The sequence below is a fragment of the Pelagibius marinus genome (genome assembly GCF_014925385.1).
In the GTDB taxonomy this organism is placed as follows: domain Bacteria; phylum Pseudomonadota; class Alphaproteobacteria; order Kiloniellales; family Kiloniellaceae; genus Pelagibius; species Pelagibius marinus.
The window spans coordinates 190,760-216,450 of sequence record NZ_JACSDK010000008.1 but is presented as its reverse complement, the minus strand read 5'-3'; the positions used below and the strand labels follow the sequence as shown (position 1 = coordinate 216,450).

22 protein-coding genes are annotated in these 25,691 nt (G+C 64.3%); 8 read left to right on the top strand and 14 right to left on the bottom strand.

All coding sequences use genetic code 11. The features are described 5' to 3' along the window. The first annotated feature begins 87 nt into the window (after positions 1 to 87). Positions 88 to 447 (top strand): endonuclease domain-containing protein, encoded by a 360-nt coding sequence (locus H7X47_RS09540; protein ID WP_193368427.1) that lies wholly within the window; start codon positions 88 to 90, stop codon positions 445 to 447. A gap of 162 nt (positions 448 to 609) precedes the next feature. Continuing rightward, a complete protein-coding gene (locus H7X47_RS09535) occupies positions 610 to 3,873 on the top strand; it encodes an error-prone DNA polymerase (protein WP_193368426.1) in 3,264 nt (1,087 codons plus the stop codon). A 33-nt stretch (positions 3,874 to 3,906) separates the two neighbouring features. On the opposite strand, the gene H7X47_RS09530 is transcribed toward H7X47_RS09535, so the two are convergent. After that, positions 3,907 to 4,365, bottom strand: a complete 459-nt coding sequence (locus H7X47_RS09530; protein WP_193368425.1) for a PAS domain-containing protein — start codon at positions 4,363 to 4,365, stop codon at positions 3,907 to 3,909. Positions 4,366 to 4,617: 252 nt separating this feature from the next. Here H7X47_RS09530 and H7X47_RS09525 point away from each other — a divergent pair, with 252 nt between their 5' ends. After that, complete coding sequence (locus H7X47_RS09525; RefSeq protein WP_193368424.1) at positions 4,618 to 5,547, top strand: COG3904 family protein; 930 nt, start codon at positions 4,618 to 4,620, stop codon at positions 5,545 to 5,547. 113 nt (positions 5,548 to 5,660) lie between these two features. Here H7X47_RS09525 and H7X47_RS09520 read toward each other — a convergent pair whose 3' ends face one another. Then, positions 5,661 to 7,058: an aspartate aminotransferase family protein gene (locus H7X47_RS09520; RefSeq protein ID WP_193368423.1), complete on the bottom strand. Its 1,398-nt coding sequence runs from the start codon at positions 7,056 to 7,058 to the stop codon at positions 5,661 to 5,663. A gap of 645 nt (positions 7,059 to 7,703) precedes the next feature. Continuing rightward, positions 7,704 to 8,630 carry an EamA family transporter gene (locus H7X47_RS09515; protein ID WP_193368422.1) on the bottom strand — a complete coding sequence of 309 codons (927 nt, stop codon included), beginning with the start codon at positions 8,628 to 8,630 and terminating at the stop codon, positions 7,704 to 7,706. A 162-nt stretch (positions 8,631 to 8,792) separates the two neighbouring features. On the opposite strand from H7X47_RS09515, the gene H7X47_RS09510 reads away from it, so the two are divergent. Further along, positions 8,793 to 9,299 carry a MarR family winged helix-turn-helix transcriptional regulator gene (locus H7X47_RS09510; RefSeq protein ID WP_193368421.1) on the top strand — a complete coding sequence of 169 codons (507 nt, stop codon included), beginning with the start codon at positions 8,793 to 8,795 and terminating at the stop codon, positions 9,297 to 9,299. A gap of 25 nt (positions 9,300 to 9,324) precedes the next feature. Here the strand turns inward: H7X47_RS09510 and H7X47_RS09505 are convergent, their stop codons facing one another. Together H7X47_RS09505 and H7X47_RS09500 are read right to left on the bottom strand one after the other, a co-directional pair. After that, on the bottom strand, positions 9,325 to 11,094 hold the full coding sequence (locus tag H7X47_RS09505) for a sensor histidine kinase (RefSeq protein ID WP_193368420.1): 1,770 nt from the start codon (positions 11,092 to 11,094) through the stop codon (positions 9,325 to 9,327). Positions 11,095 to 11,445: 351 nt separating this feature from the next. Next, on the bottom strand, positions 11,446 to 11,766 hold the full coding sequence (locus H7X47_RS09500) for a YdhR family protein (protein ID WP_193368419.1): 321 nt from the start codon (positions 11,764 to 11,766) through the stop codon (positions 11,446 to 11,448). A 145-nt stretch (positions 11,767 to 11,911) separates the two neighbouring features. Here H7X47_RS09500 and H7X47_RS09495 point away from each other — a divergent pair, with 145 nt between their 5' ends. From H7X47_RS09495 to H7X47_RS09485, 3 genes are all read left to right on the top strand, one after another. Beyond that, entirely contained in the window at positions 11,912 to 12,988 is a 1,077-nt protein-coding gene (locus H7X47_RS09495) for an SIR2 family protein (RefSeq protein ID WP_193368418.1), read from the top strand. Continuing rightward, positions 12,985 to 14,640: an ATP-binding protein gene (locus H7X47_RS09490; protein ID WP_193368417.1), complete on the top strand. Its 1,656-nt coding sequence runs from the start codon at positions 12,985 to 12,987 to the stop codon at positions 14,638 to 14,640. The genes H7X47_RS09495 and H7X47_RS09490 overlap by 4 nt, the downstream gene beginning before the upstream one ends. Positions 14,641 to 14,759: 119 nt before the next feature. Continuing rightward, positions 14,760 to 15,086 carry a hypothetical protein gene (locus H7X47_RS09485; RefSeq protein ID WP_193368416.1) on the top strand — a complete coding sequence of 109 codons (327 nt, stop codon included), beginning with the start codon at positions 14,760 to 14,762 and terminating at the stop codon, positions 15,084 to 15,086. Positions 15,087 to 15,222: 136 nt separating this feature from the next. On the opposite strand, the gene H7X47_RS09480 is transcribed toward H7X47_RS09485, so the two are convergent. From H7X47_RS09480 to H7X47_RS09445, 8 genes are all read right to left on the bottom strand, one after another. Then, positions 15,223 to 15,984, bottom strand: a complete 762-nt coding sequence (locus tag H7X47_RS09480; RefSeq protein ID WP_227010337.1) for an amino acid ABC transporter ATP-binding protein — start codon at positions 15,982 to 15,984, stop codon at positions 15,223 to 15,225. Positions 15,985 to 16,120: 136 nt separating this feature from the next. Further along, positions 16,121 to 17,005 (bottom strand): amino acid ABC transporter permease, encoded by an 885-nt coding sequence (locus H7X47_RS09475; RefSeq protein WP_193368415.1) that lies wholly within the window; start codon positions 17,003 to 17,005, stop codon positions 16,121 to 16,123. Between the two features lie 11 nt (positions 17,006 to 17,016). Beyond that, on the bottom strand, positions 17,017 to 17,763 hold the full coding sequence (locus H7X47_RS09470; protein ID WP_193368414.1) for an amino acid ABC transporter permease: 747 nt from the start codon (positions 17,761 to 17,763) through the stop codon (positions 17,017 to 17,019). A 205-nt stretch (positions 17,764 to 17,968) separates the two neighbouring features. After that, positions 17,969 to 18,790 (bottom strand): transporter substrate-binding domain-containing protein, encoded by an 822-nt coding sequence (locus H7X47_RS09465; protein WP_193368413.1) that lies wholly within the window; start codon positions 18,788 to 18,790, stop codon positions 17,969 to 17,971. Between the two features lie 232 nt (positions 18,791 to 19,022). Beyond that, positions 19,023 to 19,688: a dimethylsulfonioproprionate lyase family protein gene (locus H7X47_RS09460; protein ID WP_193368412.1), complete on the bottom strand. Its 666-nt coding sequence runs from the start codon at positions 19,686 to 19,688 to the stop codon at positions 19,023 to 19,025. Positions 19,689 to 19,777: 89 nt separating this feature from the next. Beyond that, on the bottom strand, positions 19,778 to 22,690 hold the full coding sequence (locus H7X47_RS26300) for a hypothetical protein (protein ID WP_193368411.1): 2,913 nt from the start codon (positions 22,688 to 22,690) through the stop codon (positions 19,778 to 19,780). A gap of 321 nt (positions 22,691 to 23,011) precedes the next feature. Beyond that, entirely contained in the window at positions 23,012 to 23,734 is a 723-nt protein-coding gene (locus tag H7X47_RS09450) for an oxygen-binding di-iron domain-containing protein (protein ID WP_193368410.1), read from the bottom strand. Positions 23,735 to 23,760: 26 nt separating this feature from the next. Next, positions 23,761 to 24,369 (bottom strand): TetR/AcrR family transcriptional regulator, encoded by a 609-nt coding sequence (locus tag H7X47_RS09445; protein ID WP_193368409.1) that lies wholly within the window; start codon positions 24,367 to 24,369, stop codon positions 23,761 to 23,763. Positions 24,370 to 24,589: 220 nt separating this feature from the next. Here H7X47_RS09445 and H7X47_RS09440 point away from each other — a divergent pair, with 220 nt between their 5' ends. Beyond that, the gene (locus H7X47_RS09440) at positions 24,590 to 25,111 is read left to right on the top strand and encodes a hypothetical protein (RefSeq protein ID WP_193368408.1); all 522 of its coding nucleotides are present in this window, start codon (positions 24,590 to 24,592) and stop codon (positions 25,109 to 25,111) included. A gap of 55 nt (positions 25,112 to 25,166) precedes the next feature. Here the strand turns inward: H7X47_RS09440 and H7X47_RS09435 are convergent, their stop codons facing one another. Beyond that, complete coding sequence (locus tag H7X47_RS09435) at positions 25,167 to 25,601, bottom strand: hypothetical protein (RefSeq protein ID WP_193368407.1); 435 nt, start codon at positions 25,599 to 25,601, stop codon at positions 25,167 to 25,169. Positions 25,602 to 25,691 lie beyond the last annotated feature (90 nt).

Below are 25,691 nucleotides of genomic sequence, written 5' to 3'. Positions count from 1 at the left end.
CTGATCCCTTGAGAACCCCCTCCCCCTTGATGGGGGGAGGGTTGGGGAGGGGGTGACTCTCCGCTCCTTCAGAACTGAATTCGATCCATGGCACTGAAGAACGCACGACAACTACGCGGCAATATGACGGAGGCGGAACAGCGCCTCTGGTCGGCCCTGCGCCGGCGGCAGCTCGACGGCTTGCGCTTTCGCCGCCAAGTGCCGTTGGGCCGCTTCATCGTCGATTTTGCCTGCTATGAGGCGCGCGTTGTCGTTGAGCTTGATGGCGGGCAGCACGCGGAATCTGAAGCGGAGGATGCAATGCGGACCCGGTGGCTCGAGGATCGGGGTTTTCGTGTTCTCAGGTTCTGGAACGACGAGGTCTTCGGAAACCTGGAGGGCCTGCTGGAGGCTATCCGCGCGGCAGCTGCTGCACGTCGGGAGGCATCGGATGTTCAACGAAATTAAACCCCCTCCCCCTCGATGGGGGAGGGATGGGGAGGGGGTGACTCTGCGCTATTGGCCTTGGCGGGCTGCGCCATACCCCCCACCCCAACCCTCCCCCACAAGGGGGGAGGGGGAAGTCGAGCAAGGGGGGAGGGAACAGGAATGTGGGGAGAAGGCATCACCATGACTCCCACCCCCACCTACGTCCCGCTGGAAGTCACCAGCAACTATTCCTTCCTGCGGTCCGGGTCGCATCCGGAGGAGCTGGTGATGGGGGCGGCGGCGCTGGGGCTGCCGGCGGTGGCCATCGCCGACCGCAATTCGCTGGCCGGGGTGGTGCGCGCGCATGTGGCGGCGAAGGAGGTCGGCATTGCCCTGCTGGTCGGCGCGCGCCTGGTGCCTTCCGATGGCCCTGACATTCTCTGCTTTCCCAAAGACCGCGCCGCCTACGCGCGGCTCTGCCGCCTTCTCACCCTGGGCAAGCGCCGCGCGGCGAAGGGCGAGTGCGACTTCACTCTGGAAGAGGTGATCGACCACGGCGACGGCCAGGTCTTCGTGATTTTGCCGGACGGCGCGTTCGCATCCGGCTTGCGCAGCCTGTCCCAAGCTTTTCCCGGCGAGGTCTTCCTCGGCGCCCGCGCGCTCTACCGGGGCGACGACCAGCGGCGCCTGGCGGCCCTGGCGCGGCTGGCGGAGGAAAGCGGTGTCGGGCTCGTGGCCTGCAACGACGTGCGCCTGCATAGCGCCGAGCGCAAGCCGCTGCTGGACGTGGTCACCTGCATCCGCGAGCACTGCACCATCGACACGGCGGGCTACCGCCTGCAGGCCAACGCCGAGCGCTATCTGAAGAAGCCGGAGGACATGGCGCATCTCTTTCGCGCCATCCCGCAGGCGCTGGCCAATACCTGTGAGATCGCACGGCGCTGCCGCTTCTCCCTGGAGGAACTGCGCCACGATTACCCGGAGGAGCTGACGAGCGAGGGCCGCACGCCGCAAGAGGAATTGGAACACCTCACCTGGCGCGGCGCCGCGCGGCGCTATCCAGATGGTGTGCCGGAGACCGTCAGGCAGGCGGTGCGCCACGAGCTGGCGCTCATCGGCCAGCTCGACTACGCGCCCTACTTCCTCACCGTCGAGGACGTGGTGCGCTTCGCCCGCTCTCAGGGTATCCTCTGCCAGGGCCGCGGCTCGGCCGCCAACTCGGCGGTCTGCTTCTGTCTCGGCATCACCGAGGTCGATCCGGCGCGCATGGACCTGCTGTTCGAGCGCTTCGTCTCCGCCGAGCGCAACGAGCCGCCGGACATCGACGTGGACTTCGAGCACGAGCGCCGTGAAGAGGTCATGCAGTACATCTATCGCAAGTACGGACGCGAGCGCACGGCGCTGACCGCGACCGTCATCTGCTACCGCTCGCGCGGCGCCATGCGCGAGGTCGGCAAGGTCATGGGGCTCTCCGCCGATACCATCGCCGCCCTGGCCGGCGCCATCTGGGGCTGGAGCCAGGAGGGGGTGGAGGAGAACTCGGTGCGCGAGCTGGGCCTTGACCCGCGGGACCGCCGCCTGGGCCAGGCCCTGGCGCTGACCCATATGCTGATCGGCTTCCCGCGCCACCTCTCCCAGCACGTCGGCGGCTTCGTCATGACCCGGAACCCGCTCTGCGAGGTGGTGCCCATCGAGAACGCGGCCATGGAGGACCGCACGGTCATCGAGTGGGACAAGGACGACCTCGACGCCCTGGGCATCCTGAAGGTCGATATCCTGGCGCTCGGCATGCTGACCTGCCTGCGCAAGGGCTTCGCGCTGCTGCGTGACCACTACGGCAAGGACTTCGCGCTCGCCTCGGTGCCGGCCGAAGACCCGGCGGTCTATGAAATGCTGAGCCGCGCCGATTCCATCGGTGTCTTCCAGGTGGAAAGCCGCGCCCAGATGTCCATGCTGCCGCGCCTGAAGCCGCGCAAGTTCTACGACCTGGTCATCGAGGTGGCCATCGTGCGCCCGGGGCCGATCCAGGGCGACATGGTGCACCCCTACCTGCGACGGCGCGACGGCAAGGAGCCGGTGGACTATCCCTCGGAGGACCTGCGCCGGGTGCTGCAGAAGACCCTCGGCGTGCCGCTGTTCCAGGAGCAGGCCATGCAGATCGCCATCGTCGCCGCCGGCTTCACGCCGGCCGAGGCCGACCGCCTGCGCCGCGCCATGGCGACCTTCAAGCGCCTCGGCAACATCCACGCCTTTCGCGACAAGTTCGTCCAGGGCATGGCCGCGCGCGGCTATGACGAGGATTTCGCCGAGCGCTGCTTCAAGCAGATCGAGGGCTTCGGCACCTACGGTTTTCCGGAGAGCCACGCCGCCAGCTTCGCTCTTCTGGTCTACGTCTCCGCCTGGATGAAGCATTACTACCCGGCGGTCTTCGCCGCATCTCTGCTGAACAGCCAGCCCATGGGCTTCTACGCTCCGGCGCAGCTTATCCGCGACGCCCGCGAGCATGGCGTCGAGATCCGCGCCCCCGACGTGAACGCCAGCGACTGGGACTGCACGCTTGAACCAGCCTCGGGGGAACCCGCGTCAGGCGGGCAGGGCTATGCGTTGCGCCTCGGCCTCAGACAGGTGAAGGGCCTGGCCGAGGAGGACGCCCGCGCCCTGGTCGCCGCGCGGCCCAGTGAGCAGGAGGGCGGCTATCCGGACCCGCTGTCGCTGTGGCGCCGCGCCGGGCTGAAGCCTCTGGCGCTGGAGGCCCTGGCCCGGGCCGACGCCTACCGTTCCCAGGGTCTGGCGCGGCGCGAGGCGCTCTGGGCGGTGAAGCGCCTGCCGGGCGAGCGCAAGAAGAGCGCGCCCCTGCCGCTCTTCGCGGCTGCCGGTATCGAGGACCGCGGCGCCGAGCCCGAAGTCTCGCTGCCGCCGATGGCCCTCAGCGAGCACGTGGTCGACGACTACATGGCGCTGCGCCTTTCCCTGAAGGCGCACCCCCTGGCCTTCCTGCGCGACAGCCTGACGGCCGCGGGCATCGTCGAGGCCATGCGGCTGTCGGAGCTGAAGCCCGGCGCTATGGTCCGGGTCGCCGGGCTGGTGTTGGTGCGCCAGCGTCCGGGCAGCGCCCACGGCGTGATCTTCGCCACCCTGGAGGACGAGACCGGCGTCGCCAACGTCATCGTCTGGCCTGACGTCTTCGAACGGCACCGCGCCATTGTCATGAAGGCCAGCCTGCTGGCCGTGCGCGGCAAGCTGCAGCGCGAGGGGCTGGTGATCCACGTGGTGGCCGAGGAACTGGAGGACATGACCGAGCGTCTCGGCGATCTGAAGCCGGGCCCGGCGCTGGAAAGCGCTCAGGCGCGCGCCGACGAGGTGAAGCGCCCGACCCGCGACCACCGCCCCGCCCCCTCTTCAGGTCCGGGGCGCCGTCATCCGCGCGACGTGAACCCCATGCCCAAGTCGCGAGACTTCCACTAAGAGGTCCAGGGATTTCCACTGAGGGATTGCGCGCTACTGACGCGGCAGCGGCTCGCCCGTGTAGAGGGTCATGACCAGCAGGATGTCGACCTGTTCGCCGTTCTTGGCCAGCGGCAGGTAGATCCGTTCGGCCTCGATATGACTACGTCCGGGATTGGAGAGCACGCCGCTCTTGCGGTAGGCCGGCTCGCCCACCTGCGCGCAGTTGCAGTGGATCCGGTAGGCCTCCGTCGACTTGTACTGCGGGTAGACCTCGCTCAGGCAGAGGCCGGTGGCGTCGCGCCCGGTGAATTTCACGATCTCCGTGCCGACGAGGCGGAAGCGAAAGCACAGGGGATCCTGCCTGACATCGATCATCCAGATGTTCGGCAGCAGCTGGGGAATATCCATGGGGTCGAAATGCTGCCGCCCCGGAAGCCCGGCTTCGGGGTGAATTTTCTGCCAATAGTCGAACAGCGCCTTGATCTTCGGGGCGGCGTTCGGCGGCAACATGAAAGAACCGGGCTTTGTCATGCGGCACCGCTGTAGCACCCTATGAATTAATTTTGCATATCGGCCGTGGCAAATCTTTGGCGAACTGGTGGCAATCCGACCTGAGGTAGTATGTTGAACCCGACTGTTACCGCAGGTGTTGGAATCTTCTGCAACTTAGACGCACTTCAGCTTGTTCGAGGACAAATCAGCTAGGGAGAGAGCGATGCACGAAGGAGCGCCCCGGCAGGGGCCGCCCAAGCAGGCAAAACCGTGACTTCCAGGCCCAAGCAGCCCGGTTTCCTCGCCGGCTATCTGGCCGCCCACTGGCAGGGGCGGCAGTCGCTGGCGTGGTCCTTCTGGATCAACCTGGTGCTGTTGCGCGGGGTGATCCTGCTGCTCGACCGCTTCACCCGGCCGCCGTTCCTGGAGGATCCGGCGGTGGTGGCGACCGTCACCGTCGCCTTTTTCCTGGTCTTTCACGTCGCGGTCTTCGTCTGGCAGATCGTCGGCGTGGTGCGCGCCTGCGACGCCTATCAGAGCAACTTCGGCGCCAGCGGCCTGACCCTGGTCACTTATCTAGGTATCGCCGGGGCGGTGGCCATGACGCTCACCAGCGCCGTTGGCGCTTTCCTGCTGCTGTTCCAGGAGCCGGAGGGCGAGCCGGAGTACCTGGCCTGGGAACGTGACCGTGCCGCTCGCTACCACCTGGGGCCGGATCCGGAGAATCCGACGCTGTTGCGCTTCACCGGCACCTTTGAGCTGGGCGTGACCAAGAAGCTGACGGAGCTGCTGCAGGCGCAGACGGATATCCGCGGCATCGTTCTCGACAGTCCCGGCGGCCACGTCTACGAAGGCCGCGGCTTCGCCAAGCTGATCCTGCGCCACGGCCTCGATACCTATGTCTTCCGCCAGTGCAGCTCGGCCTGCACCACCGCCTTTATCGCCGGCAAGGTTCGCGTGCTGGGCCCCGAGGGGCGGCTGGGCTTCCATCAGCATTGGATGGACGCCGACTACCCGGTCTATCTGGTCGACGAGGAAGAAGAGATGCGGAAGGACCTGGCCTTCTACGAGGCCCAGGGCATCGCGCCGGGCTTCCGCGAGCAGGTCTTCGTGACGCCACACGAAGGGCTGTGGTTCCCCAGCGTCGAGGAGATGCGCGCCGCAGGGGTAGTCCACCGCATTTCCGAAACGCCGGAGTAGGGAGCGCTCATGCTTCGAGACGGACCTGCGGTCCTCTTCGGCGTGAGGTTGGAGGAGAGCCTCACCCTTGGGAGGGCTGAAAGCCCGTCTCGAAGGGCAAGGCGGGAAGCGTGCTACCCGGCCTTGGCCTTGAGGCCGTGCTTGGCCAGCGAGCGGCCGAGGTCCCAGACGGCGCCGCCGATCTGGTGGCAGTCGCCGATCACCTGGTCGAAGGCCGAGACGATCCACTGCCGGTCGGCCTCATCGATGGTCAGGGACGGCAGCAGCTTGATGATGTAGCTGTCGTCGCCGGAAACCTGGCAGAGGATCTGGTGGTCGCGCAAGAGCGGGATCAGCACCATCTGGCAGAACAGGCCGCGCTTGGCGCTGTCGAGCAGGTGCCAGGCCGCCTTCAGCTTCAGGCTCTTCGGTGCGCCGAATTCCAGGCCGATCATCATGCCCCTGCCGCGCACCTCTTTCAGCAGCTCATGCTGGGCGACCAGCTTCTGCAGGTCGGCCATAAGCGCACTGCCCCGGCTGTCCGCCTTCTCGACCAGCTTCTCCTCCTCCATCACCTCCAGGGTGGCGATGCCGGCGGCCATGGCCATGTCGTTCTTGCCGAAGGTGGAGCCGTGCACCAGGGCGCGGTCCATGCGGTCGAACAGTTTGGCGAAGATCCAGTGCTTCATCGCCACGGCGCCGACAGGCACAAAGCCGCCGGACAGCGCCTTGGCCAGCAGCACCATGTCGGGCTCCACACCATAATGCTCGCAAGCCAGGAACCGCCCGGTGCGGCCGAGGCCGGTCTGGATCTCGTCGGCCACGAAGAGGGCGCCGTACTTGCGGCAAAGACGCGCTGCCTCGGCCAGGTAGTTGTCGTCGGGCATGTAGACGCCCTTGCCCTGGATCGGTTCGACGATGAAGGCAGCGACCTCACTTTCCTTGGCACCGGCCTTCAGCGCCGCTTCCAGCGCCGTCAGGTCGTTGAATGGAATCTTTACGCATTCCGGCAGCAGGGGGCCGAAGCCCTTGCGGAAAACCTCGGTGCCGTTCAGCGACAGAGCGCCGTAGGTCAGCCCGTGAAAGGCCTGGTCGCAATAGAGGATGCGCGGCCTGCCGGTGGCCATGCGGGCGAACTTGATGGCTGCCTCCACCGCCTCGGCGCCGGAATTGCAGAAGAAGATGCGTTCCATGCCCGGCAGGCGGGCCAGCAGCTTCTCCGCCAGGATGCCGGCAAGCAGCGAGACGTCGAGCTGTACCAGCCCCGGCAGTTGCGCCTCCAGCACCTGGCGCAGGGCGGCGGCCACGGCGGGATGGTTGCGCCCCAGGGCGAAGACGCCGAAGCCGCTCAAGAGGTCGAGGTAGCGCCGCCCCGCCACGTCATAGAGGTGCGGGCCCTGGCCGCGCGCGAAGTTGACGTCGTAGCCGAGCGTCTTCAGCACGCGCACCAGCTGCGCGTTCAGGTACTTCTCGTTCAGGGCATACTTCTCGCCCTGGCGTTCGGCCAGGATCGAGGAAAGATCGAAGGTCATGATTCGATTATCTGGTTGAGGTCGCCGCAAGCAATTGAATTGGCAGGAGTCTAAAGGCACAGCCCCCGGCCCGGCAAGCGCTTCGCAGGCGGCATGATGCCACGGGAAGGCGGCCTGCCGCCCGCCCCGCTGGACCGCAACTATACTACCTTCAGGCAGCGCATCCGGAGCGAATTCGCGCAAGCCCGAAACCCACTGTGCGGCAGGAATCTATGCTGCTAGGGTTTCGCTTGGGGTCCTAACAGCCGTCGGCCGGGCTCACGTCGGCCGCCAGGCAATCGTATATTGCACGAAGGGGTTGGGGCCGCATGACTGCCGAAGTGCAGCAGGAACCGCAGTGCAACGCCGGGGCCTTTCTTACCGGTTTCCCCTTCCATATACGGGCGGGAGGGCGAAATGCATATGGTCTCCGCGATTGTATTCATCTGTTCAACCACGGTTGCGCCGGCAGACTGTCAGGCTGATACAGCGCTGCATGTTCTGCTCGCGCCGAAAGCAACCGGCTATAGCCTCTGCGGTCTGCAGTCCCAGGCCTACCTCGCATCCAGCGCCCTGGCACCTCAGTTGGGTGACGGTCGCTATCCGAAGATCGCCTGCACACGCCGGCATGTCGACGCCACCTTGGCCTGGCCGCAGCCTCCGCAGTCACCCTCCGCGCCTGCCGACGTGGCGGTTGACCAGGAGAATGCCTCCCGCGACCAGCAGACCCGCTAAGGCCGTCCGGGGCGACAGCGGCTCGTCCAGCAGGGCGGTGGCCAGACCCAGGCCGACCAGGGCGCCGACCGAGCCGATCTGGCTCAGGTAGACCGGCCCGGCGAGCTTCTGCAGCACGAAATAGAGCACGAAGAGCAGGGTGAAGATCGCCGTCTGTCCCAGAAGCAGGGCGCTGGTGGCGAAGTTCCAGGACACCGGCGCCAGGGGGGCGCCCGTTGCCAGCAGGCCGAGCAGCAGGCTGCCCCCCGCCGTCAGCAGCATGCCGGGCGACAGCTCCAGCGCCGTCGCTCCCGGCGGCCAATAGAGGCTGCGGTAGAGGTTGCCGACGGCGATGATGACCGGGGCGGCCAGGGCCGCCATCATCCAGGGAGAGGGCATCCAGGGCGAGGGGCTGAACCCGGTCCCGCCGCTGCCCGCCGCGATGACCAGGCCGCCGGCGAGGCCCAGCAGCACGCCGGCCAGACGCTGGCCCTGCAGGCGCTCCAGGCGAAAGCAGAGCGCGAGGCCATAGGTGAAGATCAAAGGGAAGGCGAAGCAGAGGGCCACGATGCCGGCGCCGACATGCTGGGCCGCGGCGAAGGCCAGGGCGTTGGGCAGGGCCTGCAGCAGGCCGGAGCCGAGGTAATAGCGCAGGTAGGGCGCGCTGGTTCCGGGCCGCCGGCCCGCCGCCAGGGAAAAGCCAAATTGCAGCAGTCCGCCGCCCAGCAGCGCCCAGGCCAGCAGCGCGACCGGCGGCCAGCCCGCCAGCGCCGCCGCCTTGGCAATGACGGCGGTGACGCCCAGCATGGCGCCGACGGTGACCAACAGCAGCAGGGGCAGGAAATTTCTCTTTGGCAGGACGGCGGCGAGAAGGGTCATGACAGGGCTCCACTTGGCTCCACGGGGGCCGCCGGTCTTCCCCGGCTTGGCGAGGGGCAGGCGGGGCTTGCTCCCGGCGCGGCGGGACGGCAGGTTGATGTTGGCTCGACAGCAACTATCTTGTTATCAAGTATCTTGATGTCAAGATAAATAGGAGAAGAGATGGACTGGGTCGATAAGATCGTGGCGCAGTGGGAACGGGAGCGGCCGGACCTGGACCTGCTGCCCATGGAGGTGATCGGCCGCCTGGGCGGCGCGGCGACGCTGATTTCCCGCGACCGGCTGGCGCCGCTCTTTGCCGCCCACGGCCTGCAGGTGGGAGAGTTCGACGTCATCGCCACGCTGAGGCGTGCCGGCAAGCCCTACCGCCTGACGCCGACGGCGCTCTATGAAAGCCTGATGATGTCCTCGGGCGGCATGACCGCGCGGCTCGACCGGCTGGAGAAGGCCGGCCTGGTGGAGCGCCGCCCCAACCCGGAGGACCGCCGTGGCACGCTGGTCGGCCTGACCAAGAAAGGCCTGGCGCTGGTCGAGAAGCTGGTCGGGCTGCACGTGGACAACGAGCGCCAGGTGCTCGCCTGCCTCACCCGGGCCGAGCAGAAGGACCTGAACCGTTTGCTGACGAAGCTTCTGCTGGGCCTCGCCGCCGCGAAAGAGGAAAAGAGTTAGAGCCGGGCCCCGCGGGGGCGCCGCGTCAGGCCGACTGAGCGGGAATGGCCGACGGCGGGGCGCTCAGCAGGCGCGTGGCCGGCAGCCGCACGGTGACCGCGGTGCCCTTGCCGGGGGCCGAGCGGATCTCCAGGCGGCCGCCGTGCAGCTCGGTCAGCGCCTTGGTCACGTTGAGGCCCAGTCCCGTGCCCTCGGACGCGCGTGTCAGCGCCGAGTCGACCTGGCCGAAGGCCTGCATCGCGCGTGTCAGCTGATCCTTATTCATGCCGATGCCGTTGTCGGCCACGGTGATGGTGATGCCGCTGGCATCCGCCGCGGCCCGCAGTTCGATGCGCCCACCGTTGCCGGTGAACTTGATGGCGTTGGACAGCAGGTTGATGACGATCTGCTTCAGCGCGCGCGCGTCGGCGCGCAGGGCGATACCGCTGCCCCGGTAGGCGAGCAGCAGCCCCTTGGTGCCCGCCCGTTCGCGCAGCAGGGCGAGGCAGCGGCGCAGCAGCGCGTCGAGATCGATGTCTTCGTCGTGCAGCTCGTAGCGCCCGGCCTCGACTTTGGTCAGGTCCAGGATGTCGTTGATGATCGACAGCAGGTGGCTGCCGCTCTCGTGGATGTCCTCGGCGTACTCGCGGTAGCGCTCGCCGGCGTCGCGCCCGAAAGCCTGGGTGGCGATGGTCTCGGAGAAGCCGAGAATGGCGTTCAGTGGCGTACGCAGCTCGTGGCTGACCAGCGCCAGGAAGTCCGACTTGGCGCGGCTCGCCGCCACGGCGTTGCGGCGCAGCTCGGTCTCGGTGCGGGTCTGCTGCAGGGCGCGGTCGCGCGCCGCGGAGAGCTCCACCGCCTGCTGGTGCAGGGCCGTGTGGCTGTCTTCCAGTTCCTGCAGGGCGCGCGCGATGCGGCGCACCACGATCCACAGCAACAGCAGGCCGAGCAGGCCGGCCAGGGCGCCGGGCAGCAGCAGCGGCTGCAACATGACGAAGCCCGGTTGCTCCGCCGTCCAGGCGAGGTGGCCCAGGACGGTCCCGTCATAGCCGGGCAGCGCCAGGCTGGCGCCGCTCACCGCCGCCTGTTCGGCCAGGTGCAGGCCGGGCAGCAGGAAGCCGTCCTCCAGGCGCGTCAGCAGGTCCCGATCCAGGAGGCGGAAGAAGATCAGCACGCTGGCCGCGCCGCCGGCGTCGTGCGCCGGGCTGCCGCCCTCGAAGACGATGGGCGCGGCGGCGGCGATGGCGAGGCCGCCGTCAAAGCGGACATTGCCCGCCAGCGCGACGCCCAGCTCGCCCGGGTCGGCCTTGCGTGCGGCTGCGGCCAGGGGCAGCAGGCCCTCGGTGATGCGGGTCAGGATCTCCTCGCCCAGGCGCTCGCCCCCGATCATGCCGTAGAGGACCCGGCCGCCGCCGTCCAGCACCAGGGTGCCGCTCATCTGCAGGCCCTCGTAGGCCCAGGTGCCGATGTTGTCGTCGGCCCAGGTCTCGTCGAGCGACTGCACCACCTCCTCGACCGTCTCGTCCCAGGTGGCGTAGTCGCGCGCGGTGCTCTTCAGTTCGTTGATCTGGTCGCCCAGGGCGCTCTCGGCCAGGTGCAGCGAGGATTGGAGCGCCAGCCCGTTCTGCTCGCGCGCGGCGAACAGCAGCAGCACGACAATGATGGCGACCAGCCCGGCGGTCAGCACGCCCAGTGGCCACAGCAGGCCGCGCAGCGTCGGGCGCGCCGCTTCACCGCTCCCGGCGGGGGTGGTCTCGCTCTGTGCTGCCTGGCCGTCTGGGTTCGGCGCTGTGGAAGGGGTGATCCTGGTGGGCATGCTTTCGGCGTCTTCGCTGTGCCAAGGAGACGAGATGATGCGGGAAGCGGCTGTGTCGCGGCCTGTGCGCTTCCGCGCAGTCCGGCATCACGCCCCTCGGCATCCGGCAATCTGGCATGTCAGGCGTTAAGCCCCGGTGAACTTGGCCAGGATCCGGCGTGAACTTGGCTTGAATTCGGCCCGCGGACGCGCTGCAAGTAGGCGAACGTATCCTGTTTGACAACTCTTCCGAGCGTCCTCATCCCAAAGAAGTTCGCGAAAGAACGGTACGCGCGAAAACGCCTCCGCCCCACCCGTGAAACGCGCAAGTTCGCGACGAAGTTGCAGGCGGTAAGGACCGGCGGAGTTCGCCTACTCGGCGGCCTCGGAGAGGACCTCGCCGCTGGCGTTGTCCAGCACCACGGGCGTCTCGAACCAGGTGATCTGGGGTTTGCCGCCGTAGCGTTCGGCGATCATCTCAAGCCAGGCATCGCTGTAGAGGGCCTCGGCCGCCGCCCGGTTCTCCCAGAGATAGGCGCCGCCGGCCGTGCCGGCCGCCTCGTCATAGAGGTAGTACTTGCGGATCAGCCCGGGGTAGCCGCGCAACTGCTCGACGCTGGTGTTGAAGGCGGCGATGACGTCTTCGCGCTTGATCCCGGACGGCAGCTTGAACTGGACGATGGCGGTGATCATGGGGTGGTTTCTTGCTGGAAGTCTCATACGGAACTGCTCAACTTGGTGAACCTGCTGCGTTAAGTGCTTATCAGCAAATGAATCTCGATCTGAGCTACTTATAGGAGTATCATTCGTATGGCAACTCAACTATCGAGGTTTAGAAATGTCAGTGGACGTGCGGGAGCAAGTGCTGCAGTGGCTCACTGGCGCTGAAACATGCTTTCTAATTGGAGCTGGTTGCAGTGCCTGCGCAAACAAGCCCCTGATCGGCGCACTTACAACGCAGGTGATGGAAGAAGCGGACTCTGAACTCCAATTACAGTTTAGCAATCTAAAGCAAACGAATGGCCGTCCAGCGACGATTGAGGACCTCATCACGTATCTTCAGCGTTACCGAAATATACTAAGTACGATCACCAATGGAGATGTGCACAGTGTATCTATCGATCAGATAGATAAGTGGTTGGCGGCAATTAAGGAGAAAATTGTCAACGAGATTGTCGATGATTGGCAACCAAATTCATACCATCGCCGGTTTCTTCGACGCATTCGGAATCATCGAGAGAGTACGCCTCGCGATATTTTCAGCCTGAACTATGACACGGTGTTGGAAGCGAATCTTGACGAGCTCCGCATCCCCTACATAGACGGCTTTCGAGGTACAAATCGAGCATGGTTCGACAGTGCGACGTTCGACGAGTCCCGATCCGGAGATGTCGGGTTCCGCATCTACAAGCTTCACGGTTCAATTAACTGGACTCGCGATGATGCGCAAAACGTTAGGCGCAGCTTTCATCGCGACTCGGTAAATGAACCGATCGTTGTTTACCCGTCGGAGCAGAAGTATCTCCAAACACAATTTGGTGTCTACGAGACACTAATGGGTCGTTTCCGCGACCGAATGCGGATGCAAAGCGCAAACAACTGCCTAGTTGTCCTCGGTTATAGCTTCAACGATGAACATATCAATGAGGCTATCACGGATGCGGTAAACACCCGCAACACCAACCTCACAGTTATTGCATTTGTTGGTCCAGATGCAGACAGGGATATGCAAGATGCTCGCCTCAAGCATCTGGCAGAGCAATGTCAATCACGCTTCAACGCCTTTGTTGGTGACAATGAAGAGGGCACATTCATAGGACAGGCTGTTGACTCTGAGGACTCGGAAAAGATTCTTTCCGCTGCACTTTGGCGTTTCGAAAATCTTGTGGATTTCATTGCGGGAGAGGATGGATGAGCGAGCAGATCCTCAAGATTGGACGGGTAGTGGAGGTGTCTGGCGCACGGGTCCTCGGGGAGCTAGAGGCATCAGTTGAAGATCTATATCGAACCTATAGAAGTCGCCGTTATACGGTTGGTCAGGTGGGGTCGATTGTGAAAATTGAAGCCGGGGACAAACTTGTATTTGGAGTCGTGACAGCGCTACGGATGCATGAAGCGCCAACAACGGAAGGTGGTTTCGAATCGCTCGGCACCACATCAGATGCGAAGTGGCTTGAAGTTGAACTGTTCGGGGAAGCTTTACGAACAGGGCTGAAGGAGGCCGACTTTGAATTTCAAAGAGGAGTAGTTACATATCCATTGCCTGGGCAGGGTATTTACGTGGCAAGTGTGGATGAGCTTTCCAGAATTTACCATCAGCCATCTAGGCCTAGCATACGAGTCGGTTCTCTCTCTCAAGCATCGTCCTTGCCCGTCTATTTGCTCTCCGACGAAATGCTCGGAAAACACTTCGCTGTCTTGGGCACCACAGGATCGGGCAAGTCCTGTTCGGTGGTTGTGCTCCTTCGGTCTATTTTAGCCGCAGCGCCGAATGCGCATATCATTCTACTCGATCCTCATAACGAGTATAGTGTGGCATTTCCAGATGAGGCGGAGGTTATCGATCCGACCTCCCTCAACCTGCCTCATTGGCTCCTAAATTTCGAGGAGAGCATAGAACTCTTTATCGGAAAAACAGAATTTGTTGCGACGAGCCAAACGAATATCCTCAGAGATGCTATTCTCGATGCGCGTCGCCAGTTCGGTGCTGATGGCATACCGAAAGATAGTATCACCGTGGATACGCCAGTTCCCTACCGTCTAGGGGACCTCCTTAAGCATGTTGAGAAGAGCAAGCCCCCACAAACGGCAAAGCAAGACCCGTACCTGAAGATCGAGAACAAGATTAGAGCATTGCAGGCAGATAGCCGATTCTCGTTCATGATCAGACCGGATGACGACGTATCGGATAGCCTCGCCAACATTGTAAGCAACTATCTTCGAATCCCTGTGGCGTCAAAGCCGCTCTCGGTAATTGATATCTCGGGAGTGCCATCGGACGTAGTGGACGTCGTTGTATCGGTGCTTTGTCGAATGGTATTCGACTTTGCGGTTTGGGGGCCGCGTCCTGTTCAAGTTCCAATACTTTTCGTTTGCGAGGAGGCACACCGCTACGCCCCTCGACGAGATGATGCGGCATTCCAGCCAACCAAACAGGCGCTTTCACGAATTGCAAAAGAAGGACGCAAATATGGCGTTGGACTTGGCTTGGTGTCGCAAAGGCCGTCGGAACTGGCAGAGTCAATCCTTTCCCAATGTAATACGCTTGTGGCTTTGCGCATGAGCAACCAACAGGATCAAAAATTCGTCCAACGTGCATTGCCAGACTCTGTTAGTAGCTTGGTTGAGATTCTACCTACACTCCGAACTCAAGAAGCTTTGATCGTTGGTGAAGGAACTGTTGTGCCCGTTCGTTTGCGCTTCAATGCCATACCAGTTGAGCGGCGACCGCAAAGCGCAGATGTTCCCTTTGTTAAACTTTGGACGGAAGACGTAGCGGGCGAAGATTACATAGACGCAATGGTGCGACGTTGGCGGATGCAGGAGCGAGCGCCGTTTGAGGCATAGGTGTTGGGTTAAAGCGCCTTCGACGGATAAGCGGAAGGCGGCCTCCGCGACAGAACTATCAGTACGCAGGGCGAGGTTTCCCAGGAAAGCCCATAACTAATTTACAAAGGGAGGGCCAAATGGATATAGATGAGGAATTCTTCTGGGCGGCGGGCGTCACATTAGTGTTCGTCGTTATAATCATCTGTATATCTGTAGTTCTCATGTACGTATTCTCTAGAATTCCTAACGAGTATGGCAGAACTCTCCGCGACGTTCTCCAAAGGATAGAACTCCTCAAGCTTTCGACGATTCTGATCATCATCGTTGCCACCACCTATTTGGCCATTCTTGGCAAACTATCCGATGGAGCCGTTGCCCTATTGAGTGGGGTCGCTGGCTATGTCCTTGGTACGGTGCGGCGATCTGATGGCGGCGGCAGTTCCGAAGAAGCGGATCAAACTTAGCTTGGCAGAAGAGGGATGGGCTCCTTGGGCAAGCGCGGGAGTGCGTTGCCCATAGGAGTTTGATTTTAAGTCGAGACTCTCAAGCTAAGCATGCTCTGCTGGCGTGCGTGTTTCCGTGCTGTCGAAGGGGAGAATCTCACAAAATCTGACTCAAAAACTCCTTCGTCCGCGGGTCTTTTGCCTCGGTGAAGAAGGTCGCGGGCGGGCCGTGCTCGACGATAACGCCGCGGTCGGTGAAGTAGATGTGGCCGGCGACCTCGCGGGCGAAGCCCATTTCGTGGGTGACCAGGATACAGGTCATGCCTTCCTCGGCAAGCTGGCGGATGGTGACCAGCACCTCCTTCACCGTCTCCGGGTCCAGGGCCGCGGTCACCTCGTCGAACAGCATGACGTCGGGGCGCATGGCGAGGGACCGGGCGATGGCGACGCGCTGCTGCTGGCCGCCGGAGAGCTCGCCGGGATATGAGTCCTCCTTGCCCTCCAGGCGCACCTTCCTGATGAGGGCGCGGGCGCGCTCCTCGACCTGGCGTTTGTCCTCCTTCAGCACCTTGATCGGCGCCATCATCACGTTTTCCAGCGCCGTCTTGTGCGGGAAGAGGTTGTACTGCTGGAACACCATGCCGACCTTGCGGCGCAGCGCCAGCTTGTCGAGCCTGGGGTCGTTGACCTCCTGGCCCTCGACCTTGATGGAGCCGCTGTCCATGGGCGTCAGCGCGTTGATGCAGCGGATGAAGGTCGACTTGCCGGAGCCCGAGGGCCCGATGACGCAGACCACGTCGCCCTTCATCAGGTCCATGGAAATGCCCTTCAGCACCTCCAGCTGGCCGAAGGACTTGTGCACGTCGCGGCATTGGATGATCGGCTGATCGGGGGTCCAGGTCGGGTCGGGGGAGGTCATGACGGCTCTCTCAATTCATCACGCAGGCACCCTTCGAGACGCGGCCCTGCAGACCGCTCCTCAGGGTGAGGCAACACTCTGACCTCATGGTGAGGAGCCCCGCAGGGGCGTCTCGAACCATGTGGCAAACGCCCCATCACAGCTTCACCTGGTAGCGCCGCTCCAGGCGGCGGGTCCAGACGGCGATGGGGTAGCAGTAGGCGAAGAAGCAGATCAGGACGAAGCTGTAGAAGGGGATGAGCAGCTCCGGCCGGTTCTCGGCGGCCAGCGCCCGGCCCGTCTGGGTCATCATCTCCGAGACGCCGACGATGGAGGCCAGCACCGTCGCCATGGTGAGGATGGCGTAGAGGTTCATCCAGGGGGGCAGCATGCGCTTCACGCACTGCGGCAGGATGATCTCCCACAGCGTCTGGCGGCGTGAGAAGGCCAGCGACTCCGCCGCCTCCCACTGGCCCGAGGGCAGCGACTGCACGGCGCCGCGCACGATCTCCGAGACGTTGGCCATGACCGGCAGGGCGAGCCCGATGGTCGCCTTCACCCAGTCGGGGAAGGGGATGGTGGCGAAGCCCAGGTCGAACTCGAAGGGCAGCAGGAACATGCAGAAGAAAAGCAGCACCAGCCAGGGCGCGTTGCGGAAGAACTGGGTGACGAACCAGGAGCCGAAACGCACCGGCGGCAGCAGCGAGATCTGCATCAGGCCCAGCACCGCGCCGACCGCGGTGCCGATGACCATGGCCAGGAAGGAGATGGCGATGTTGAAGATGAAGCCCTGCAGCAGCACCGGCATCCACTTGAAGATGGCGGTGATGACACTCTCCTTCACCTGTGCGTCCGCCTGGGCCTGCGCGACGCCGGCGGAGAGCAGCAGGATGGCCAGCAGCCAGAGGCCGTGACGCGCCTTGAGGCGCGGCAGCGGGCCGCCCGCCAGGCGTTCGCGCTCCGCGCGGCGGGCGAGGCGCCGGGCGGCGGGCAGCAGCACCGGCAGGTCGGTTTCTCCATGGAATACGGGTGCGCGCTTCATGACCCGAACCCTCATGACCCAAAACCCGGCAGCCGCATGGAGCGCTCCCAGCGGTGCATGCCCCAGACCAGCACGCCCACCAGGAAGACATAGGCGATGAGCAGGAAGGTCATCATCTCCGGCACGTTCACCGAGTCCGACCAGATCTGGTTGGCCTGGTAGAGCATTTCCGGCACGGCGATGGCGTAGGCCAGGGTGGTGGTCTTCACCAGGTTGACCAGGTTGTTGTTCAGCGACGGCAGGCAGACCCGGAAGGCCAGCGGCAGCACGATCTCCAGGTAGGTCTGCAGGCGGGTGTAGCCCAGCGCCTCCGCCGCCTCCTTGGTCGACTCCGGCACCGCCTCGATGCCGGAGCGGAAGATCTCCACGTTGAAGGCGCCGGCGAAGAACGAGAGAGAGATCACCGCCCAGGCGAAGTTGTCGAGCAGCGGCTCCGGCAGGCCGAAGCGGTTCGTTGTCGTCGGCATGATCGAGCCGAGGGCGAAGTAGAAGAAATAGAGCTGCACCAGCGGCGGGGTGTTGCGGAAGAACTCGATGTAGCCGGCCACGCAGCGCCGCAGGATCGCCGAGCGCGCGCCCTGCGCCCAGGCGCCGACGACGCCGATCGCCACCGACAGCCCCAGGCAGATGACCGACAGCCAGACGGTCATCAGGAAGCCGTCGATCAGGCGGTTCCGGTCGTAGGAATCGTAGATGAAGGTGAGGTTGATCCCGGTGTCCTGATAGAGCACGCGGGCCCATTCGTAGACCGCTTCCACTTTGCCGCCCCCGAAAAGTGTTTCCCTCTCCCCCGGCGGGAGAGGGTTGCGCAGGCTCGGCGAGGCTGTTGCCGAGCCTAGCCGGAGCTGGGTGAGGGGGATATCTCTGCCGACGGCCCCCTCACCCAGCTGCGCGTAGGTTCGGTCTCGCGGACCTCACCAACGCTCCGCAACCCTCTCCCACGCAGGGGAGAGGGAATAAAAACTACCGCTCGATCGAGGGGTTAAAGTCCAGGAAGGCCTGGTGCATCTTCTTGGCGAAGGGGGTCTGCTCCAGGCCGTACTTGCTCTCCAGCTCCAGGATGCGCCCGGAAACGTGCCACTTCACGATCATGCCGGACATCAGCATGGCGAAGGCGTCCTCGCCCTTCTTCACGGCCAGGCCCCAGGGGGCGTCGTCGATGGTCGGCAGCGGCATCTTCCAGCCTTCCCAGTCGGGATCGCCCAGGCGCGAGACGATGAAGCTGTCGTCGTAGACGAAGGCGACGCAGCGGTTCTGCTTCAGCGCCGTCAGCGCTTCGGCCGTGCCCTTGAAGGCGACGATCTCGGCGCCGAATTCCTCGGAGGTCTTGCGGTTGTAGAAAGCGCCCTGAATGCCGCAGACCGGCGCGCCCTTCAGGTCTTCCCACTTGGCGAAGTTGCCCTTGGTGAGGATGTTGGTGCCCGAGGAATAGTAGTTCGGGTCGACGATCTGCACCACCTCGCGCCGGTCGTTGCGGTCGGTCATGGTGGCGATCATCAGGTCGATCTTGCCCTGCTCGAGAAACTGCATGCGGTTGGAGGAGACCACCGGCACCAGCTCCAGGTCGGCGTCCAGCACGTCGGCCACGTCCTGAGCCAGTTCCGGCTCGATGCCGACGATCTTGCCGCTGCTGTCGAGGAAGCCGTAGGGCGCATAGTCGGCCTTCACGCCGACGATCAGCTTGCCGCGCCCCTTGATGTCGCTGATCGCGTCGGCCGAGGCGCCCGAGACGGCGACCGAGCTGGCCAGCGCGGCGATGCCGGCCGCGGCTGCCAGAGATTTCATCCACCTTGCCATGAGTCTCCCTTTCTGACGTAAGAGTGGTCTTGTCCTGTGTCGCCAGGATTGTGAAAAGAAGAACCCCGCCGCAGGTCCCCGTCGTGCGTCGGCACAGAGAGGCAGCGGCGGGAAGCGGACCTCCCCTCCTGGTCGACCGTCAAGACTAGAGGAAGATCAGCGACAAATGAACCACCTTGGCGAGGTTGGCCAAGAACTGCTTGCCGTTTGCGGCCGGACGTCATTTGCGCTTGAAGTTCATCTCCGGCCGGGCGAGCGAGTCGGCCGATCCGGCCCAGGCATAGGCGAGCAGGACCGGCTCGTGATCTGAGGTTGTGATCCGGTGTGTATGCCCCGGCAGGTTGAGGATCATCGATCGCGGCGTGTAGACACCGCTGTCGTTCTCCGAGGCCGCACCACTCAGGCAGATATACGATTCCGTGATGCCATCGTGCTTGTGCGCCGGATAGGTACATTGCGGCGCGAAAAGCACGACGCCGAGGGTCAGGTCGTTACAGACGACGGGTCCCTGCGGCCCGAGGAACTCGGCGAAACCGTACTTCTTTTCCAGGCCCTTGGGCAGGCGGTCGTAGCCGTAGCGCCAGTCCAGCCGGTCGGCGACCACCTCGATGGTGCGCACCAGGCTGCGCATGGCCCCTTCCATGCCGTTGTCGAGCGCCCGGTGCAGGTGAGCGCAGACCGGCAGGCGTTGCCCGACGCACTCGAGGACGGACGAGTTGCTCTTGATGGCGGCGGCAAGGCGCAGCCGGACTTCCTTCATATGCGCGCGGATCTTGCTGCTGCCACCGGCCTGCCCGTGCCGGTAGGCCAGCTCAAACTCCCGCAGCAGATAGCGCCACTCGGCGTGGTCGTTCAACCGACCGAAGCTCTGAGCTGTCTCTGTCATGCCGGCAGTTTCCCCGGATCGCCGGCGCCGCGCAACCGGGTATGCACAGGGGCGATCGGCCGCCGGGCCGCCCTTATCCCTCTACGGCGCTACAGGCTTCCCAAGTTCACGTCGCCCAGGTCGAGCGTCCCGGTGACGTCCTCCAGCGTGACGACCAGCAGGTCGAAGGAGGCGTCGCCGGTGGTGTCCACGGCAACCGTTCCGTCGCTGCCGACCTGGTCGACGTCGACGCGCGCGCTGCGGTCGGCCGTGGCGATGCCCAGTTCGTCGAGCAGCAGATCCAGGTCGACCAAGTCCGCGGCCGCGGCATCGAAGCCGTCGATCAGGTCGCCGGCATCGGCCGTGCTGGTGTAGACGAAGGTGTCGTTGCCGGCGCCGCCGACCAGGGTGTCGGCGCCGCCCATCCCGACCAGGATATCGTCGTTGCCGCCGCCCGACAGGCTGTCGTCGCCGGGGGTGCCGACAAAGATGTCGGGATCGGCCCCGCCGATGAACTCGTTGCCCGTATAGCTGCCGTCGTCCACGGTCATGACGACGCCGGTGGTGTTGCCGCCGCCGGAATTGTCGAAGGTGTTGTTTTCGATATCGGTGCCCGTGTCGCGTACCCGCAGGGCCGCGTTGTAGGTGAAGCCGGAGAAGGTGTTTCCGGTGATGCTGGAATTCTCCGCGTCGATGGTCACCAGGATATTGCCGAAGGGATCGCCGCTGATTTCTTTCTCGGCGCCGGCGGTGCCGGTGACCTCGTTGTCCTGGAAGGTGATGTCGCTCTTGCCGCTGCCGCTGATGTAGAGCAGCGCCCGCGGCACGTTGTGCACGGTGAACTGCTGCGAGAAGTCGGCGTTGGCCACCTCCGTGCCGACGAAGGTCTGGCCGGAAAAGATGTTGCCGATGATCTCGAAGCCGCTGATGGCGAAACCGTATTCCGTCAGCATGCCCGCTTCGCCGTCGGCCTGGATGTCGTTGCCGACGATCCTGGCGTTGGCATGGGGGCCCTGGAAGTAGAGTGCGGCATGCTCCAGGCCCGGATTGGCGACGTCGTAGCCGATGAGGGTGAACCCATGATCGGCGGCGCCGATCTCGACGCCGTCGGTGTTGCCGGTCACCATGACGGTGCCCAGGCTGCCGGGGGCTTCGCTGCCCTGGATGACGGTGCTGCCGCGCCCCTCGGCCGACAGCAGGGTGATCGCCTTGTCGATGGTCACGTTCTCGTTGTAGGTGCCGGGGCCGACCAGCACGGTGTCGCCCGGCGCCGCCGCGTCGACCGCGTCCTGGATCGATTGGCCGGCGGCGACCAGCCACACGCAGACGCCGTCGCCCAGGAACTGCAGCTTCTCGACGCCGATGAGCTGGTCGATGCCGTCGGGCCCGTCCACGGTGATGACGCCGACGCCGAAGGTGACGTCGTAGTCGGCGAGGGTGCCGGAGTAGATGCCGGTGTCGCTGCCGTCGCCGCCGTTCAGGGTGTCGTTGCCGCCGTTGCCCTGCAGGGCGTCGTCACCGTCCTTGCCGTTCAGGGCGTCGCTGCCGTTACCGCCGATGAAGAGGTTGGCCTCGGCGAGGTCGCCCTGCAGTGCGGCCACCTGGCTGTAGCTCAGGCCCGGGAAGCCGGAGATGTCGATATCGCCGGCGATGCCGTCGAAGTTGAGCGACAGGTTCCAGCCGCTGTCGGCGGTGACGTCGACGTCCTCCATGTAAAGACCGTCGACGTCGTCGTAGTTGTAGAAGGCAATGCCGACCTTCTCGTAGGCGCCGCTGATCTGGACGTCCTCGATGGTGACGTTGCCCAGGGAACCGCTGTCGCTGCGGAACTGGATGGCGTTCTCCGCGGCGTGGCCGGCGTCGTGGCTGCCGCCGTCGATCGGCCGGCTGCCGCCGTCGATGGTCAGCTCGCTCAAGGTGGCGTCGCCGTTGAACTGGTAGAACAGCAGGTCGCCGTCGCCGCTGGAGGCGTGGGGGAAGCCGTTCTCCGTGAAACTCGACCCGGCGACAACCACGGCGCCGAGGTTGAGGCCGTTGACAATACCGAGACCGTTGCGTCCGTTGCCCTCGAAGTGCGTGTCGTGAATTTCCAGGGTGCCGAGGGTCGTGCCGTTGACCTCGATCCCGTAGTCCGCCGCACCGAGGATGCTCAGACCGTCGAAGGAAACCGTGGCGCCGCTGCCCAGGTCCCCGACAAGGTCGAAGCCCGAGCCGCCCGGCGGCGCGATGATGGTTTCGCCGGGCCCGGCGCCGATGAAGTGCAGCGCCTTGTCGACGCTCACGGACTCCGCGAAGATGCCGCAGCCGATGAAGATGGTGTCGCCTTCCTGGGCGGCATCGACGGCGGCCTGGATGGACTGCCCCTCGGCCACCAGCCAGACGGTGGTTCCGTCACCCTGGAACTCGATCTTCTCGACGTCGACCAGATAGTCGCTGTTGTGCAGGAACGGATGATGGCCGGCCTTGGAGACGACGAAGCCGTCGCCCGCGCAGTCGATCTTGTAGTCCTCGAAGTTGCCGAGGTAGAGCGCCGTGTCCTCGCCGTCGCCGCCGTCCAGCAGGTCCTTGCCCAGGCCGCCGTCCAGGGTGTCGTTGCCTTCGCCGCCGTGCAGCTTGTCCTTGCCCAGGCCGCCGATGAGCAGGTCGTCGCCCTCGCCGCCGTTCAACTCGTCGCGTCCGTTGCCGCCCAGCAGAGTGTCTTCGCCGTCGCCGCCGTTGATGGTGTCCTTGCCGTGGCCGCCGACGATGAAGCCGTTGACCGGCGTGCCGCCGTCCTCGCTCCAGCCGTCGATTTCCGCCCGGTAGGGGGGCGCGAAGTAGATGTAGTCCGCGGCCGCGGGATCGAGGTCGTGGCCCGGCGGGTCGTAGATCAGCTCGGCGGCCGCCTCGAAATAGGGATCCCCCGGCTCGAAGAAGCGCCAGGAGGCCTTCTCCCAGGCGCGGATTCCCGCGTCATTGAGGTCGATCGTAAATTTCGGCCAGTGAAAGAAGTGAAAGTGTCCCCCGGAGTGGTGCTTTCCCATAACGCAATCCCCCTTGCGTTCTGAGCTACCTGCTTCGTTCTAGGCGCGGCCGACCCGATGTCGTGCCGTACCCTTTCCAAGGTGCCCCGACGCAGCCCCAGAGGGCGGTGAAGCACTACAATTGTATGTTTGCCCGGATATTCGTGGTTTGAGGGTAGCACGCGGCGCGCGCATTGTCGCCCCGGGCAATTCACCTTGGGGATTCGTCGTGGAGCTGTTGGAACTGACTTCGCAGGGGGCGGGGAAGAGAGGGGACGGGCGCTGATGTACGCGGGACCGCCCCGCAACTCTTCGGGTTATCGGCCTTCGAGGCTTCGCCCGCTAGGCGGCGCGCAGCTTCTCCGCATAAAAGTCCGCCAGGCCGTTCAGCATCGCCTGGCCGTCGCCTCGGAAGGAGGCGCCGTGCATCAGGGCGAGGGTGCGCGGCTGCAGCTTCGCCAGCTCACGGATCGTCGGTGCGGTGACGGCGGTGAGGCTCGTGGCGTGGAACATCTCCTCGGCCGCCCTTGCCGGTTCCAGGATGTCGTCTTCGGTAACGGCGGGCCCGGCCCCGACGTGGGTGAAGAGATCGCCGCAGAACAGGGTTCCCGTCGTCTCTTCGTAGAACAGGCCGGCGTCCCAGCCGTGCGGAACATGCGGCGTGTCGATGTAGCGCATGCGCTTGCCGCCCAGGTCCAGAACCTCGCCGTTCGAGAGCGCGCGCGGCGCGCGGTCGGCAAGATCGTTGAGGGAGACCATGCAGCCGGTCATGCCGTGCACCACCTGCGCCCGGGGCGCGGCGGCGAGCCAATCGTTCATCGCCCCGCACTCGTCGGCCTCGACATGGCCGAAGCTGATCCAGCGCAAACTGTCCACGGGGATGATGCCAGCGAGCGCTTTGCTGACGGCAGGGAACATTCCCCGCGGCCCGCAGTGGAACAGGAAGGGCTGCTCAGCCTTGATCAGAAACTGGCAGAAGGTGAAGCCGGCGGGCGGCGCCACCTCCGGCACGTAGGTGGAGAGGCGAAAGATGCCCTCGGCGATTTCGTCGATCCTGGTTTCCATGTCGCTGTGGTTCCTCTGATGGGCTCTCAGGGGCGGCGCCGCGGCGCGGCGGCAAGCCTTTCCTTCAAGCGGGCGTATAGGGTGGCGGCAACGTCTTGGGCGGCCTCGGCCGTGGTGAAGCCGGCGCGGCACAGTTCATCGTGAACGGAGACGTCGAGCAGGGCGGCGGTCAGGTGGATGTCGCGGTCGCCGGCGCCGAAGGGAGCGAGGGCAGCGCGCGCCAGGGCCAGGCGGCCGGCCGCCTCCTGATCGACGAAGCCCTGCACCACCTCGTAGCGGTGGCGGTCGGCGCGGATCAGGTCGAAGACCTTCAGCCGCCCGAAATAACCGAAGACGGCGGCGGCCAGTGCCTTGAGCCGGTCTTCCAGACTATCGAGCCCGTCGAAGACGCCGGGGCCGGGCGGGGGCACCTTGGCGGCGGCATGGGCGCCGCAGGCGGTGATGGCGTCCTCGTAGCGCGGAAAGTGGTGATAAACCGTCCCGACGCTGACCCCCGCCTGCCCGGCGATTTCCGTCATGGTGGTGTCGGCGATGCCCTTTTGGCAGTGCAGATCGAAACAGGCTTCGACGATGCGGCGCCGCGTCTCTTCCGCGGCGCCGGCGCGCTTGTCCATCCTGTATTTCCGGCGGGCCATGGGGCGCCTCATTCAGTTGAGGATATATTCAATGAAATATTCCTCAATGAATGTCAAGAAACTTCCGGAAGCCCCTTCCGCCCGGGGACGTCAGGCCCGGAAGGCGTGACACAAGGGGCGCCGATGGGCCGGGGGAGAGGATTCAGCCTGCTATAGTGCGGGCTGTGCCGGGCAAGGCGGCCCTGGTTTCGTTCGCATGGCCTCGGAGGGGGACAAGGCATTGACGTCTGCCGAAGGTATGCTTGCCGCGTTGTCGGCTTTGCTGGAGCGGGCAGCGGGCTCGGCCTATTCCAGGCAATCCATCCCGTCCGACCTAGACACTGCGATCGGCGAAGCTCTTGCCCGTCTCCCGTCCTGTGATGACGCCGACCGCGCCCTCGTTGCCGAAGGCATAGCGGGCGATCATGCCCGCGGGCTGAAGCTCTTCGCGGAAAGGATGGCCTCGCTCGCGGTTAGGAAGCACGACCCTGGTCCTCTGAAAACCGGACTGGCGGCCCTGCTGATTGCCGCGCGCAGTGAGGATGACAGAGAGGTTCTTCTCGTTCTCAGCCTGCTGCACGACGCCGCTATCAAGGTCGCAGGCTCCGCGGAGGCGTTATTCGTGGAAGCCGGCTCTTTGTTCGGTCAAGCCGAACTCCTCGACGGTTTTCTCCGGCGCGCCGACAAAGACAAGCGCATTCAAGTGATGGGCTATGAAGAATCGGAAACCGAGGACGGGTTTCTTTACGTGAGGTCCTGGTAGTCCGGCGCGCGCAGTTTCATGGCGAAACCTAAAGACGGCATTCCGATCTTTAGGCCTATCTTGAGATATCAAACACTGCTCTTTCTACCTTTCCGACTGCGCTACCAAGTTCCTGGACTAATTGATCCAGGGCCCTCTGCGACACGGGTTCGAAGCCCCTCGAGTAGAATGAAACACGATACATCAAACGGTGAGCACCATCGTACGGCATCGGTTGTACGTAAATAATGCAGTCATTGCGCCACAAGAGAGGAAAGGGCTGATCTGGGTCCGATGGCGCTGGAGAGAAATTGACGGAGAAGGCAAGCGCGTCGGCGAAAATCTCGATTTCTCGCAGGAACGTCTCGCGGGTGTTCTCAGCGATTGTAACTTCGACAACACGATCAGGGTCAGACACGACTGCAGTCGCATGCACTGCCGCAGTAGTTCCCACTACCACCTGTATCATCAGTGCCAGAATGACAAAGATTTTTGCGCTTGCGCGGCGCATTCTCATATTACCCCCCGATAGCCAATCGAGTCGGATCCTAGACCGCTGCACCGCTCTTTACATGCGAGAATGTAGGGCACGAAGCGAACC